Source organism: Bacillus cereus group sp. BfR-BA-01360 (assembly GCF_022663595.1).
GTDB classification, from domain to species: domain Bacteria; phylum Bacillota; class Bacilli; order Bacillales; family Bacillaceae_G; genus Bacillus_A; species Bacillus_A cytotoxicus.
The window spans coordinates 64610-79695 of record NZ_JAKUFV010000015.1 but is presented as its reverse complement, the minus strand read 5'-3'; the positions used below and the strand labels follow the sequence as shown (position 1 = coordinate 79695).

Sequence of the window (15086 nt, the reverse complement as noted above, 5' to 3'; positions counted from 1 at the left end):
TCTCAATATTTAGTCAAATTGCTGGCATGAAAAAATGCAAATCTCTCGCCTCAATATCGCTATAGCATGTATGAAGTTATTGCGTTAGAGAAAAACTATGTAGAAACGGGAGGTGTACACGTTGAGTGATATTGCTTTAGTGCTCATAAAATTTATATCTTGTATCATTGCTTTTGCAATCGGACTTGCTTTGTTTTTTCCGGCCACACTCGTTCAAATTATTTCCTTTAGTTTATTTGTAACGATTGTTTCATACGTATTTGTAGATAAAATAATCTTAGAACGCATTGGTCGATCCGCAGCTATTATGACGGATTTCCTGTTAACTTATTTAAGTGTATGGATTTTTGGAAGCATTTTGTTAGATCATTACATGCAAATTGCATGGGGAAGCATTCTTTCTGCTTTAGTCTTTACTTTATGTGAAGTCATTGTTCAGCGCTTTTCCCATGCTTACGAACGGCATAACAGTGATAACATCCATCTTAACCGCCGCTTCTCATACGGAACAGAATTTGCGGAAGAACAAAATCCATTAGACAAAAACAAGAAAAAATAAACAAAAAGACGTCATCATTTAAAATGACGTCCTTTTTGTACACGATTTACTGATTTTGATAATACTCATCGAACACGGATTTCGGTACCATTCCACCGCCTGTTGCCCACATCATATGTGTCGAACGATTCATCTTACCTTCTAATTTATGTTTCTTCACATAATTTTCTTGTCGATACAATTGCACTGGACCATAGACTGCTGCTAATGCAGACGGTTCTAAGCGTATATTCTCCGTGTCTACCATTGCCTTTAATAATTCATAAAGTTGTTGATCTTCAACTGTATAGCAACCACTAAGAAGCGGCTCCATAATCTTTCCAACAAAACCAGATGCCCTTCCAACCGCAAGACCATCTGCTTCTGTTACATTATCAATCTCAAAATCTTGAACTGCAATTTCATCATGAAGCCCTGTCACTAAACCGAGCAACATGCATGGTGAATGTGTTGGTTCTGCAAAGAAACAATGTACAGCATCACCAAATAGTAATTTCAAGCCAAAAGCGACTCCTCCAGGTCCTCCGCCAACACCACATGGCAAATAGACAAATAAAGGATGGTCTTTATCTACTCTAATATTCTTATCTTCAAGCTGCTGCTTTACCCTGGAAGCCGCAACTGCATAACCTAAAAATAAATGTTTCGAGTTCTCATCATCAATAAAATAACAATGAGGATCTTGCCCTGCTTGTTTTCTCCCCTCTTCTACTGCTTTACTATAATCAGATTCATATTCGACAACCGTTACCCCTTTATTACGAAGCAGTTCTTTTTTCCATTCCTTTGCATCAGCTGACATATGTACTGTTACTTGAAAACCTAACTTCGCACTCATAATACCGATACTTAGTCCTAAATTACCTGTTGATCCAACCGCAATGGAATATTGAGAAAAGAATTCTCGAAACCTATCGCTATCTAACTTTGCATAATGATCTTCTTCACAAAGCAAATTGTGCTCTATCGCCAACTTCTCTGCATGCTGCAACACTTCATAAATACCGCCGCGCGCTTTTATCGATCCGGAAATTGGTAAATTGTTATCACATTTTAATAAAAACCTACCTGGCATTTCCTGCGCAAAGGCATCCTCTAAATATTGCTTCATATGCATCGTTTCAACAAGAGGAGATTCGATAATTCCATCCATCTCTTTTGTTTCTGGAAACACTTTCGCAATATACGGCGCAAAACGAAGCAAACGTGCCTCTGCTTCTTTCACATCTTCCGTCGTTAAAACAAAATCCTGTCTCGCTTTTTCATAGGAACTATAATTGGGATTTTCCCAAAACACTTCACTTGTTTCGATTAACTGCCGTAAAATCGGATTCTCCTCAGTCCACTTTCTTATTGTTTTTCCTTTTATCATTTTTTCCCACATATCATTTCCTCCCCCAAATGCCTCTATTTTACGATTCATTAACATTGGAATCTGCATATTATTAACACCAAGTAAGTCCTTTCAATCGAAATACTATGTAGTAATAAACAGCAATACTCTATATGAAGTTTCACTACAACATGCTTGATATTACGTTTGACATCCATCTCTTTTAGAGCGCTTTCATCCCTGCTCGATTCATCATTATACAAAGAACGTTTCGGATTGTCATCCTACAAAAAAGACCCTGTAAAACAGGATCAAAACAACCTTTAACACCTCTTACTGTTATTTCATATTAAGACTTTTCCATAATGGCAAAATAATTCCCTTCATCGTCAGCAAAATTAAAAGCCTTGCCCGTAGGCATATTTACAATTTCGCCAACCTCCACCTTTTTATCAACAAGTTGTTTATGTAACTGCTCAATATTTTCTGTAAAAAACAGCATAGAAGGTGTATTCAAGTTTAATTCTGGCTGCATTTTCGCAATAAATTCTTTATTATGTAACACAATACTTGTTTCAGCTTCCTTCGTTGGCGCAATTTCGATCCATCTAAATCCCTTACCGTTATCTTCTTCAGCAATTAGATGAAAGCCCATCTTTTCCGTCCAAAATTGTACAGCTTCATCTTGATCCTTTACATATAACATAATTTGACCAACTTTATGAATCATCATCTTCTCTCCTTTTCTAGTCACATAGTTATATTTAGTATATAAGAACATTCATTCCCTTTAAAATATTTTTTGAAATGATTTTATGCTCCCTACCCAAAACCTTCTCAATCTATCACCCTTTTTATTGTAACCGATTTATTTAGACGAAACATGCCATGAAAACCGAAAAAATAATCTAACATAATTTTATTATGTAAACAAAATGAAATTATGCTTAACGCCAATTTCTTTTATTTATTCTATTAATCCATGTTTTACACTTTCAGACATTTGCTTTGCGACATGCGTATGAAAAATACATATCGCAAATTCTTTTGGGATTTTTTCTACGATTTCTGCAAGGAGAGCTACTCTATCTCCTTCTATCAGTTTCACTGATATGAACGAAACTTTCAAGTCCTTCCCCATATTTCGGGTTAAAACAATATTTTAAGCAACTCAAAGTAGAGGGTACAAAATTTGGTGTTCCCTCTAGAAAACTTTATACGGAAAGGCGCGCATGATAACCTTACGGGTAAGCGCCAACTTCCTTTAGGAATTTGGCAGCTCGGCGTATGAATCATGCCCGCAGAGGCTCCATGTCAAGTTTTTTAAGGTCTTTACACGATTTCCAGGTTTTTAGGGAGCTATCACTGCGCAATCTACTCCTAAGCTGAAAAGTAAGCGGTAAATCCCATAGCCAGTTGAACCAGCCTCATAGCATGCTTTTAGGTGTTCAACGGCACCTAATTTTTTTATCAGCTTTCTTAGAGATTCAGGTGTATGAGGGATCATTCCTAAATATCTAGGTTCTTCTCTTCCTTCATCCGCGATAGCAACAGCAATTTTTTCCTTTGAAACGTCTAAACCTACGTATTTTGTGGTATCCTTCATAATAAACTAGCTCCTTTCGTAATGTAGCTCTGATTTGGTTTGTTTTTTATAGTTATTCAGTGTAACCAAATTAACCTACGAAATTACGGGTAAGGAGCTAGTTTCGTTCACGATAACTTCTTTCTTTTCTAAAAAACTAGCCACTATTTTAAAAGGTTCTATACCGCTCAGATAAGCATAAATGGCGACTAATTTTGTTTCCATGGGTTATTTAACCATAAGAAAACTGCCTTTCTATTCCACTACGTTCAGATAAAACTCTTCTGCCACCTTTTGGTCATCCACTAGAGCGTTTCTTTATATCCCACTACGTTCAGATAAAACCCCGTTCTGTTCCAACCAATACCTACATACATCTATTCTTTATATCCCACTACGTTCAGATAAAACTTGCCCGCAATAGAGTCAATAATTTGCGTTGTTTGACCTTTATATCCCACTACGTTCAGATAAAACGTTGTTATCACAACAACTGGTAACTATGAAGATGGCTTTATATCCCACTACGTTCAGATAAAACATTTTATCTATGAAAGTACGTTATATTTTAAATCAACTTTATATCCCACTACGTTCAGATAAAACCAACAACTTTAGCTGTAAAAACGTTTTTGTCATCAGTCTTTATATCCCACTACGTTCAGATAAAACCGCTTCCATGACTCTTTTTTGATTTGGTTCATATCGCTTTATATCCCACTACGTTCAGATAAAACTTGATTCGCTAAAAATAGATACAACAAAAAAAGAAATAACTTTATATCCCACTACGTTCAGATAAAACCCCTATAAAAAAACACTATAATCCCTTTTAAATCAAGGAACACATTACATTAAGACTTCCAAATCTTGCAGCGGATGTTGAGTCGTGTTTCAAAAGTATTTTCAAAAATACGCTCCATCCTTTAACAGACAAGAGGTTGGCAGTTTACTCGCTAAAAAACGATGCACTGCAAACTTCTCACTAATAAGAAAAAAACTACTCCTAATATATTATAAAATCGTGTTTAGAGAAATAGCTCTTCGTAACTTTTCTCAATACCAAATACCTTTTTCTTTATATTACGTGGATTATTTACTTCATATAAGTAAATAGAATCCTCACTCGATATTATAATCTGATCTAATTCAGCTAAGCATTTTAAGAGTTGTGTCCTAGATAATTCTCCTTCAAAAACAGAGTTTTGCGTCCAAGTTAAATACTGTTTTAATTTCTTGCACGCTTTTCCTACTCTTTTTTCTCCAATATCATAAGTAATTATAACAAACATTTTTTTACCACCACGCTTTTAAAGGTTTATACAATTCATCACCAATCATATGTTTAATGAGTTTATAACACTCTAAACGTATAAAATATTTGTAAGACACTTTTCGTTTCAAACGACGATGCATCACCGTCTGTCCCAGTTTTCCTTCCCATGCCTGCAAAAACTTTTTTCGTCCTTGTTCATTTAATAATACCATCTCATCAAGACTCTCAAAATGCTTTAAGCTAATCATTTTCTTATTAACAAGTGTAAAGATTAGTGGATCCACAATAAGCGGCTTAAAAATTTCTGCAATGTCAAGACTTAACGAATAACGCTTTGATGATGGTTCATGTAAGTAACTAATTGTTGGATTTAATTGCGTTTTGTAAATTTCTGATAAAACTGTTGTATAGCATAAACTATTCCCAAATGAAATCAATGCATTGATCTCATCTTGAGGTGGTTTCTTAGAACGCTTATAAAACGAAAATTCAGGTGGTAAAATATAATTAAACATAGAATAATACTGTTGTCGAATAAGTCCTTCAACACCCATGAGCTGCTGGATTGTGCTAGCTTGTGATATTTGTGGAGTTAATCGTATGATTTCTCCTAGCATTTCAGCGGTTATTTGTTTATATCCTCTTAAAGTTCTAAGCATATGAAATACAGCTGAAGAGACAAATGCTTTGGCAAGTATTAATCGTTTGTCTGTATCTAAATAGTGAGCACTTTGCTGCACCAATGTAAAGCCTGATAAATTACTTTCGCGTGGTGTAAAACTACCGCTATAAAAACCATAATAGTTGAAAAAATGCACATGAATTTGATGTTGATTTAAAAAATTTAATAATTTCGTATTGAAATCCACCTGTCCAAATACATATAAATTATCAATTTGTGCAATCGGTAGTGATCTCTTCTTTTCCTCCTCATTAATAAAATAAAATGTATTGTCTTTCCTTTTCATTCTTCCGTTTGAAAAAATATAGAAATCTCTCAGCATCCTTCTCCCTCCCCAGAAAAACAAAAATCATAATATGCACACGATGAGCAATACTTTTTCTTTTCCAGTTTTGGAGGTTTATCACTCAATATAATGGCTTGAATACGTTTTTGAATATTTTCTAATTCTTGTTGATTAGCTTCTGTTAAATGAACTTCTTCTGTCCTTTTTTCTTTCTTATAACTTAATAACCCTTTCTTTGTAACTCCTCGTTTCTTCAATTCTGCTAAATAATAAAGTAATTGCCAACGATCCGCTTCTTGCATTTTGCTGGTTAACTTAATTTCGCGAATATATTCCCCTTCAATTCCGTCGATCTTACCTACACCGTCAATATCCAATTCACGGTGTTCCATACGTTGATATGTAGAGTCGTGAAGAATTTTCCCTTCTATCACCCGCTCACTTTCTTTTTCTAATTGAATTTGATGCACAAATAACCAAAGTTTACGATGACAAACAAAATAGTAATGAATGTAAGTCCCTTTCACCTTACCACCTCATTTTAAATTTGTTATGTAACATCCCACTCCGGTTCAATAAACTTATAAAATCAAATAAAATTATCTAGTTCCTGATCTAGTAATACACCTGTACCTGTTTTACTTTTCTCATCAAAATCGTACTGTAGTTCTAAAATTTTAATCCATGGTAGCAAGTTATATTTTTTTCCGTTACTTTGTATACGTTCATGAGGTATTCTAGATGTTTTCCCTCTGACTCTATTTTTCCGCAAACTAACTGTTAACTTTGCAATTTCACGATACAATCTTGCTCGTTCTTCTCTATTCACTATTTTAAGCTGTTCAAATAAATGCTCGTTTTCATCATAAATATTTCTAGGAATTACAAGTTCAGCCTGAATATCGCGAAGTAACTTTTGAGCATCCTTCGAAGATAATGTATAATCCTCAAATGTTTGCAATTGCTCTAGAGCATCGTCGAATGTTTTAAGAAATTCCGTTCCTTTTAAATTTTCCCTGCTATACAATTGAGACACAAGTTCAATCTTTTGAGATTCAAGTAATATTTTTCGATTAAAGGGTCGTAAAATATCTAATGATTTCATTAGAATTTCTTCATCATATACATATTTCACACCACTCATATCAACTGCATATATAAACACATTTGGCTCTTGATGCATCATATATTGTCTTCTTCGATAACAACGTCCAAATCGCTGACATAAGCTATCTAATGTTGCAGCTTCAGTAAATAAAACATCAAAATCAATATCGATAGATGCTTCGACAAGCTGTGTTGTGATCCAAATTCCAGTTGCTTCTTTATTTTCATCAAAGAGAAGTAATTCTTTTTCAATTAGAGTTCTATGTTTTTGAATATACATAGAATGAAAGACATGAACATTGTCACTATGTTCCTTGATTTTGTTATACAACTCCATTGCACGTTTTACTGTATTAGCGATAACCAATATTTTCTTTTGCTTCCCTAAATCTACAATTTTCTCAAAATCATCTACTATTGGCTTTTCTACAACCTCAATACAATGTCGTATAACGCAATCATCTATAAATGTATCTACTCGAAATCCATCGCTAGAGATAATTTCGCTCTCATTCAAGGTTTCTAAATAGATGCTAGGAAGTGTCGCTGTCATGAGTAGAAATTTCCCACCTACTAGATAAATCATTTCTAACGCACGAACCAATACAGCTGCAATTTTCGGATCATATGCTTGAATTTCATCAATGACAACGGAAGAATATGCCATTGTTGCAAGTTCTTTTTCGTAACCACGATAAAGAAACGGGAATTTCAATATTTGATCAATTGTAGTAAACAGCAATTTACTTGAAAAATGCTTAGATTGTTCTGCAATTACTTCCCAGTCTTCTTCAAGATTCTCTGTTAAATAATCCATTGATGATGAATGCAACAAACCAACATTTTTATAGTTCATTTTTTCATACACTCTATGAAATAGTGCATTAATACTAACCCTTAACGGTAGTGTGAAGAATGTTTTGCTGTCACTAGCCCAAAGAAGAGCAGCTTCCGTTTTCCCCATACCCGTTTGTGCTACAATGATTAAATTTTCTTTACGATGTTTATGTGCATGTTTTTGTAAATCGCGATATACTTCTTCAACTGGCACTCTCTTTTTCTCTGCAATTTTTTGAAATCCAGCATCCACAAGTTTCTTAAAATCTTGTTTTGCATCAATTTCAATATCTACATGAGCAGAAGCTGCATGATCAATACGATGAAGCAAACCTTTCAGAATAACATAATCTACATAATTTTCTTTATTATCACTATACTTAATTCGCCTATGTAGTTGAGCTAAAATACGATTAAATTTCTTTTCTAAATTTGCGCCATTAATATTTAAATGTTTATTAATTTCATCCATTTTCGGCCAAAGGTCCTGCCAAAGAGCTTGTCTAATTAATGTATCATTAGGTTCGATATCCCGTTCATGATGATATGCAATTGCTTGAATAAGGGCTTGATAGTCTTTTTTCGGTAATGAAAAAATCGATTCTGGCAATAAGAAAGGAGATAAATAGTTGTGTGGAACTTCTAAATTCCTTTGCAACTTTACTCCTTCTCCAAGAGCACGCCTTATTTTTAATTGAAATGGCTCATGAGCTTTACCAGCATCATGATAATCAACAGCATAAAGAAGTAACTCCCAAATACGTTCATCAAAATAATGACCATATGATTCTTTTAACTTTTTATAGCGTGAGCGTAATTCATCTGTATGTTCGCGTAATGTTTCTTTCGGATTAGATTTCGCTAAAAACATCATCATCACCTCAAAAATAAGTTCGTATTCTTCAAAAAGAATACGAACCCTTTTTATTCATTCCAAAGAACGATATGCTCTCCATCTGTATGAAATAATTTCCCATCTTCAAAATGAGGATTATTTCCATTCACATAAAGAGAAGGAATCTTATTCCATTCTCTTATTCCATTCACAATCTTATATGTCCAATTTAAACGATATGGAATGCCCGCAGGAAAATCCGTTTTATAATAATATTTCGGAACATATATGGCATATTTCGAATACCACTCATCACACTCTTCTAATTCTACAAATGTTACTTCATCTACTCGTACTAAATCCTCATGACGACCAAGAGACAAGTGCTGGTTCAATTCAATAAAGTGTTGGTAAATACGTTCTAGTAACGCTTCTTCCCCAGCAATATGAATAACAAGCTCCACATTAAAAAGCATATGTGTATATAAAGGCATGGAAGTCATATGTTCTTGTTCTGGTACCTCCATTGCTAGCCCATCAAAAATAATAGGCATAGAAACGGATTTCTTTTTCACCATATAACTTTTTCTATAATCTATTAGCTTTGTTTCATAGTTTCCTTGTATTGAAAAACGTAAAGGTAACAGTTCATTTGCTTGTAATAGTTGATGGATCATTCCTTTAACCGTGGAATACGGAGGTAGTGGATATGTTTCCGCTACCTTGTTTGCAAATGGCTTTGTATAGCAAGCTGTTTCTTGAAAAAGTTTTAATCGAATTACCTTCATACTAACACCTTATAAAATTGTTCTACTTCATTCATTACATGCTGATAAAACTCTTCTACGGATACAGTGTCTGTAAGTTGAGAAATCTCCTCTTCATTTGCAAATACTCCATCAACTAAACCAATTTTTGTACAAGTACGTACATCATGACCTAATACTGTTTGTCCTAATACCGATGCTAATGACTTCACATTCAATAAATTCGAATCAAAGTTTTGCAAAGAAATTCGGCCTAAGAAAAACGGATTTGCAATTGGATACACACCGCCAATCACAAATAATGGAGATAAATTTTCTTGCCGCCCACGAATTTCACGATTTAAATACTTCGTAAGCTCAATTAATTGTTTAACTCGATTTACTTTTTCGTCTACTGGTAATTCGATTTCTCCATCTACCCCAACTTTTGATAAATCCACTGTTAATGTGTAAGTATATAAACTTTCATGCTGTTCTAATGTAGCTAAGTTGGGATTCTCCTGAATACGTGAAGCTAATCCCATGTTATTTAAAAATTCTAAATCACTACGATATGGTTCTAATGAGACCGCATGACTTAATCGTACTACAGCTGAACGCTTATCTGCCCCTGCTTTCGCTTTTGTTTTCATATATCCAAATAAATCCATTTCAACAGAATCAGCAATTGTACAATCATCTTTAAATTGAACAACACCTTTGCTTTTATCAACAACATTTAAGTTCCAGTTAAACAATTGATTACCTAAGCGTACAATATCATAACGAATCGCTTGACGAGAGGCGAAAGAATAAACCTCTCCATTCCCACGATGGAACTTTTTTAACTCAGAAATATTCGCTGTGCCTTCCCCATAATTTAAAGAGCTTGCCTTAAATATGATTGTTAATGTTAAAGCTTTATTATTCATTTATCTTCTCCTCCTCTTTTGAAATTAGCCCTGCAATAAACGAATCCCCAATAGAAGCAAAATCAATATTTGATTCGTCTAATATATTCATAAACACTCTTGGGAACGGTTTTTCTACAGACATATATAACCGCATTACTGTATCTAAAAACATCTTCTTATCATTCGATCGAATTGCATTTAATAATCGGTAAGCAACAGATCGTATTTTCCCTTCTTCTACTATGTTTTTTATTGCTACCCCCTCATAAAAAGCACTCCAGATTCTGTTCTTACTAGTTTTCAAATCTGTATTCATTTTCCCCTCTCCTTTTACAAAGAACAAATAGTAACACCGTAATAAACAGGCATAAACAATTTCATTTGCTAATTTCTGTTCTTGCAACTTCTTACGCAAAGCATTATGAATGATATGCTTTGAATCTTGATAGCGTAAAAATGCATGAACAATTTGATTCCTAAGTACGTAATTTAATCTACTAAACCATTTCGTACAATTTTTTTCTTTAAAGAATGAACATAATCCTGGGGTTAAATGTAGGTATTGCAAATCTGTTTTTTTTGCATTATATTCCGAAGAGTATTCTAAAATTAAATAACTATCTCCAGTGTGCTGTGCCTTCGTTTTCTGCTCAGCAATTAAATCAAAAATAATTTCATCAAATGCTTTATCTTTACTTCGCCCTATTTCATATGTTTCATTTGCATAAATAACTTGTTCAAATCGTCCTTCTCGCTGAACAAATAAAGATTTCCCTCCAATAATCGAAGCTCCAGCAGGTGCACAAAATAAAATTAATTTTGCCAATTTGCTTACTGGAATGGTTAATGTTCCATTGGCATTCCAGTAAAAGTTAAGCGCTTTCGAAGCACTCATAGATAAAGGAGAAAAATGCAACTCAGAATACTGTTCAAATGCCCACTGCGAGTCAAAAAAACTACAACAATTTATTTCATTAGATACATAATCTTTTATTTGCTGAATTGTCATCTTTTTAAACTTCGTTTTTAATTTTTTTGCCATTTCATGTGTACTTATTTCAAGATATTTCATAATTTCATCTGAATCTTCAGCTCTTGCAATCATTTGTTGCAACTCTAAATCAGCAAGTAAACTTTCAATATAATCTTTTCTAAAAATTTCTTTTTGTTCTTCAATATCTTTCGATGTATGTGATACATTTAAAAAACTAACTTGTCCAAAATATGTACCTAAAACAGTTGCTTTAAAATAATTTAATGTTAATTTTTCATTAATATTCGGTTCCGATAAAGCTTGGATATACTCTTCAATCCATTTATCCATTTCTGGATTATATGTCTTTTGATTCCGAATTAAAGTAGCATATTCTACTAATCTTTTTTTATGCGAAGAATCCTCAAATTTCTTTTCAACTTTTTCAATAGCCGTTTTTTTTATCGTTTCATCAAGACTCTTTTTAGCCGCTTGCATCCGCCGTTTCGCTTCTTTGCTTCCCTTTAATTCACTTTCTGCTCTAAACTTCAAAAAAGTTCTCCTAATATTTTGTTCATCACGCTTAGCTACACTAAATCGATCCAAAAAGTAGTCAAAATAATAGTGTTCAAAGTTTCTTAAATGTTCAGGGTTAAACAAAATCCCCTCATCAGTCGTTTTCACTTTTATACCCGCATGCTTCAAAATTCGATAATATCCAACTAACCCTTGAGTTATTGTCCATTCCTCTGCCGCTAAAGGAATCTCTTCCGTTACAAATATCATTATACCACCTCCACAGCACCGAATCCTTGACTAGATCTAAAGCCTAATCCAATTTCCGAAAGTATTTTCAAATCTTCCACAGCACCTTGTAAGGAAAAAATCCCATGATAGCCCGTAAAAAATAGCGTATCATGATCACTATGAATTTTCTCCTTGACCACTACTTTTTTCATATTCTTACTTGTAAAAATAAGTGGTTGTTTTAGTCCATACCCACGAAATTCTTTCAGAACTGTGTCAGAAATATAGTTTAATTCTTTTTCAAACTTATCATCATCTATGAAAATTGGCTTGGCGTGTTTATCACGGATTAATAGAGGGGATAGTGTTTTAAAATACACATGATTTTGATTAATATCCGCACTATTTACCATTTGTACCTTCATTCGTTTTAGACTAAAGCCTTTATATCGAAAGTCGTTCATTTTCATAAGCCCATTGTAAAAGTGCAACATAAATTGAGCATCTGGAGAAGTTATTGTAAGACCAACATATCCTTTAATATGAAACTCTGTTGCATTAAGTTTATAATCATGTATATATACGCCGTAAGAGAATGGTCGATTCGCTTTACTTTCTTGGTATATCTGTTGAAAATATGCAGCATCGGATAACTTCAAAGCTTCTTTAATAAAACTCACCATCATCATTCTATATGAAATCGGAAACCGATTCGTTTGTAATTTAATATGTAACCTCATATGCTATCCTCCTTCATTGTATTTGATTTTATTATACCGCCCAATATATTCTATATAAGTGCTTTTTGGTTAACAATTTGTGAATATGCAAAATCCCCTTAGAAGGGTTATAGCCATGAACTTAAGAAAGTGAGCAAAATAATTAAATTACACACCAATTAAGGAATTTATCAGGTATATATATCGATTAAAACACAAACATAGAACTCGACTATCTTATATCGTTTGAAATAGAATGAACGATATAAACGCTTGATGCATCAAAAAAATGAAAAAATACCAAATCTGTGAGCAGAGTAACTCTATTAGTTACCAACACTTCGACAGAAAAACTGCTAGCTACAAAGGGAGGCACTGAAAAAGTCCACTTCATAATAATAAAAAGGCGCCCGCCATCTACTATGTAGGTAAAAGCCTCAAGAAATCGAACATTTACCTGCAAAAATCGATTAGTGCCCGCCATCTACTATGTAGGTAAAAGCCCCCCTTGTATCCTTAACATTTCGATAAAATGCGTGTTATTTTTCAAAACCACCATTTTTCAGTATCCTCTCACAGAAGTGTATGCTTTTTATTCATTACGACAGCAAATAGAACTTCTATTTAAAATAAATTTATACTCCTTGCGTTTATGTTTATTTGCAAGCGTTACACCTATCAACTACAAAGACCTTTATGAGAGACACAAGGAAAAAATGAGTAAGTTGAAATATGCTTATATGGTGCAAATCTATCAAAAAAATATACACCGCAACTTTTTTGTACTTAGCAACCTCTTTCAAGCTATCAGTAAACAAAACATAGAAAAATCAGCGAATCGGCTTCAAATAGCGCCATAAAATATATATCATAGGAAGTTCTATTTGAATATACCCAAAATCCAGGATTGCATTCAAAGATTACAAAAAAGTGTCCCGATACTTTTTTTAGGGGAAGCACTTCTCTAAAGTTGATAGCTATGCCCTAGAAGGACTATTATCATCTGAAGTTTTTTATCTTATCCACTACGTTCAGATAAAACTTTCTAACAATGTCCAAAAACCATTGAATACATTGGATTTATATCCCACTACGTTCAGATAAAACTAATTCATCAAATTCTTTTCCGCCTGCGCTAATTACCTTTATATCCCACTACGTTCAGATAAAACGTACTCATTAAACAAAAATAAATCTATAAAATCCGACTTTATATCCCACTACGTTCAGATAAAACAATGTTATGTTGTAGCGTAAATCCGCCACGTTTATACTTTATATCCCACTACGTTCAGATAAAACAAAAGCGTGGTCGTGAAACTGGTAAAGAGGTAACGCTCTTTATATCCCACTACGTTCAGATAAAACCGTCGCATTGGTTCCGAATTGGACAAGTTCACCGCCTTTATATCCCACTACGTTCAGATAAAACCCGTTGATTATTTACTTGGATTAACTTCTGCAAGACGCTTTATATCCCACTACGTTCAGATAAAACTTATTTTCTCAAAGTGTGAAATAAACTCGCGAAAAATCTTTATATCCCACTACGTTCAGATAAAACCAAGTCGTGGACAGTCTACCCACAACGATTCGACTTTCTTTATATCCCACTACGTTCAGATAAAACCCTATAAAAAATCACCATAATTCTCTTTAAAATCAATACATTTATTATATAATACACTGAAAGTTTTGCAGCACACTGTTAGTTTTGTTTCATATGCATTTTCAAAAATAAAGTCTATCCCTTGAAACATAAGGGTTTTGACTCCTTTCTTTCAAAAATTGATATGCTGCAAAATGAGTATTGGTATAGGTACACTCTTATTTTCTAATATAATACAAAACTACATTTAAGAAAAGAATTCTTTAATCATTAAAAAAAGGGCTAAATCGCCCCCTTTTCATCCACATTATGATTGCTGATAAGCCGATTTCGTTGCTTTCACATAATAAACAGCATGTTCAGCATTTAAAATATGTTCTGGCTTTGGTTTTCCGCGATTTGCACGATGACCAGCCAAATGTTCTTCGCTTGTCTCCCAATTTTTCCATGCTTCTTCAGATTCCCAACGAATCATAATAACGACTTCTTCGTCTCCTCTTCTTACCTTTTTCACAAGAACGTTTAAATCAATAAAACCTTCAAATTTTTCAATCATGCCTTCTCCAGAAAAACGCTGCACAACAAGATCTGAAGTACCTTCTTTTACTGTAAGTGTCTTTGTTTCAATAAACATACATCCCACTCCCTTAATTTCCAAATCACTTTCATATTCTTCTATTATAATTGATTTTGATAATTATTTTCAATTAAAATATTTCATTTGATTTTTGCTGAGTGAATTCATTAAAAAAGGTAAAGTATGGAAGCAGGATTTCTTAAATACATAAATTTAAGAATTGCAAACAAAAAGTAGCTCTTTTTGTTTGCAATACGTGTTTCCCTAATCAGTGTTGCCACCCCTAAAGAGCACTAATGTT

General features: G+C 33.6%; 13 protein-coding genes, 1 pseudogene and 2 CRISPR repeat arrays. Of the genes and pseudogenes, 1 reads left to right on the top strand and 13 read right to left on the bottom strand.

Features of this window, described 5'->3' with window-relative positions; genetic code table 11:
• The first annotated feature begins 121 nt into the window (after positions 1 to 121).
• Complete coding sequence (locus MR056_RS14620) at positions 122 to 559, top strand: YndM family protein (protein WP_087098800.1); 438 nt, start codon at positions 122 to 124, stop codon at positions 557 to 559.
• Between the two features lie 46 nt (positions 560 to 605).
• Here the strand turns inward: MR056_RS14620 and MR056_RS14615 are convergent, their stop codons facing one another.
• The 13 genes and pseudogenes from MR056_RS14615 to MR056_RS14555 all read right to left on the bottom strand — a co-directional run bounded on the left by MR056_RS14615 (position 606) and on the right by MR056_RS14555 (position 14842).
• On the bottom strand, positions 606 to 1943 hold the full coding sequence (locus tag MR056_RS14615; RefSeq protein ID WP_087098850.1) for a D-serine ammonia-lyase: 1338 nt from the start codon (positions 1941 to 1943) through the stop codon (positions 606 to 608).
• A gap of 298 nt (positions 1944 to 2241) precedes the next feature.
• Positions 2242 to 2622: a VOC family protein gene (locus MR056_RS14610; RefSeq protein WP_041809787.1), complete on the bottom strand. Its 381-nt coding sequence runs from the start codon at positions 2620 to 2622 to the stop codon at positions 2242 to 2244.
• A 240-nt stretch (positions 2623 to 2862) separates the two neighbouring features.
• Positions 2863 to 3003, bottom strand: a pseudogene (locus tag MR056_RS14605) (DUF2332 family protein); the annotation flags it as partial.
• Between the two features lie 240 nt (positions 3004 to 3243).
• A complete protein-coding gene (locus tag MR056_RS14600; protein ID WP_087098804.1) occupies positions 3244 to 3498 on the bottom strand; it encodes a hypothetical protein in 255 nt (84 codons plus the stop codon).
• A gap of 230 nt (positions 3499 to 3728) precedes the next feature.
• Positions 3729 to 4282: direct repeats of the CRISPR family, unit length 29 nt; unit sequence CTTTATATCCCACTACGTTCAGATAAAAC.
• A gap of 223 nt (positions 4283 to 4505) precedes the next feature.
• The gene (gene cas2 / locus MR056_RS14595; RefSeq protein ID WP_012094486.1) at positions 4506 to 4769 is read right to left on the bottom strand and encodes a CRISPR-associated endonuclease Cas2; all 264 of its coding nucleotides are present in this window, start codon (positions 4767 to 4769) and stop codon (positions 4506 to 4508) included.
• Positions 4770 to 4773: 4 nt separating this feature from the next.
• Entirely contained in the window at positions 4774 to 5757 is a 984-nt protein-coding gene (gene cas1b, locus MR056_RS14590) for a type I-B CRISPR-associated endonuclease Cas1b (RefSeq protein ID WP_087098806.1), read from the bottom strand.
• Positions 5751 to 6248 (bottom strand): CRISPR-associated protein Cas4, encoded by a 498-nt coding sequence (cas4, locus tag MR056_RS14585; RefSeq protein WP_087095029.1) that lies wholly within the window; start codon positions 6246 to 6248, stop codon positions 5751 to 5753. The genes cas1b and cas4 overlap by 7 nt, the downstream gene beginning before the upstream one ends.
• Positions 6249 to 6310: 62 nt before the next feature.
• The gene (locus MR056_RS14580; RefSeq protein ID WP_087098808.1) at positions 6311 to 8536 is read right to left on the bottom strand and encodes a CRISPR-associated helicase/endonuclease Cas3; all 2226 of its coding nucleotides are present in this window, start codon (positions 8534 to 8536) and stop codon (positions 6311 to 6313) included.
• Between the two features lie 53 nt (positions 8537 to 8589).
• Positions 8590 to 9288 carry a type I-B CRISPR-associated protein Cas5b gene (gene cas5b, locus MR056_RS14575; RefSeq protein ID WP_012094490.1) on the bottom strand — a complete coding sequence of 233 codons (699 nt, stop codon included), beginning with the start codon at positions 9286 to 9288 and terminating at the stop codon, positions 8590 to 8592.
• Positions 9285 to 10178: a type I-B CRISPR-associated protein Cas7/Cst2/DevR gene (gene cas7i, locus MR056_RS14570; RefSeq protein ID WP_012094491.1), complete on the bottom strand. Its 894-nt coding sequence runs from the start codon at positions 10176 to 10178 to the stop codon at positions 9285 to 9287. Before cas7i ends, cas5b begins: the two co-directional genes overlap by 4 nt.
• The gene (gene cas8a1, locus MR056_RS14565; protein WP_087098810.1) at positions 10171 to 11919 is read right to left on the bottom strand and encodes a type I-B CRISPR-associated protein Cas8b1/Cst1; all 1749 of its coding nucleotides are present in this window, start codon (positions 11917 to 11919) and stop codon (positions 10171 to 10173) included. The genes cas7i and cas8a1 overlap by 8 nt, the downstream gene beginning before the upstream one ends.
• Positions 11919 to 12620 (bottom strand): CRISPR-associated endoribonuclease Cas6, encoded by a 702-nt coding sequence (gene cas6 / locus MR056_RS14560; RefSeq protein WP_012094493.1) that lies wholly within the window; start codon positions 12618 to 12620, stop codon positions 11919 to 11921. The genes cas8a1 and cas6 overlap by 1 nt, the downstream gene beginning before the upstream one ends.
• Before the next feature lie 1057 nt (positions 12621 to 13677).
• A CRISPR array of direct repeats spans positions 13678 to 14229; the repeat unit is 29 nt; unit sequence CTTTATATCCCACTACGTTCAGATAAAAC.
• Positions 14230 to 14515: 286 nt separating this feature from the next.
• On the bottom strand, positions 14516 to 14842 hold the full coding sequence (locus tag MR056_RS14555) for an antibiotic biosynthesis monooxygenase family protein (protein ID WP_012094494.1): 327 nt from the start codon (positions 14840 to 14842) through the stop codon (positions 14516 to 14518).
• Positions 14843 to 15086 lie beyond the last annotated feature (244 nt).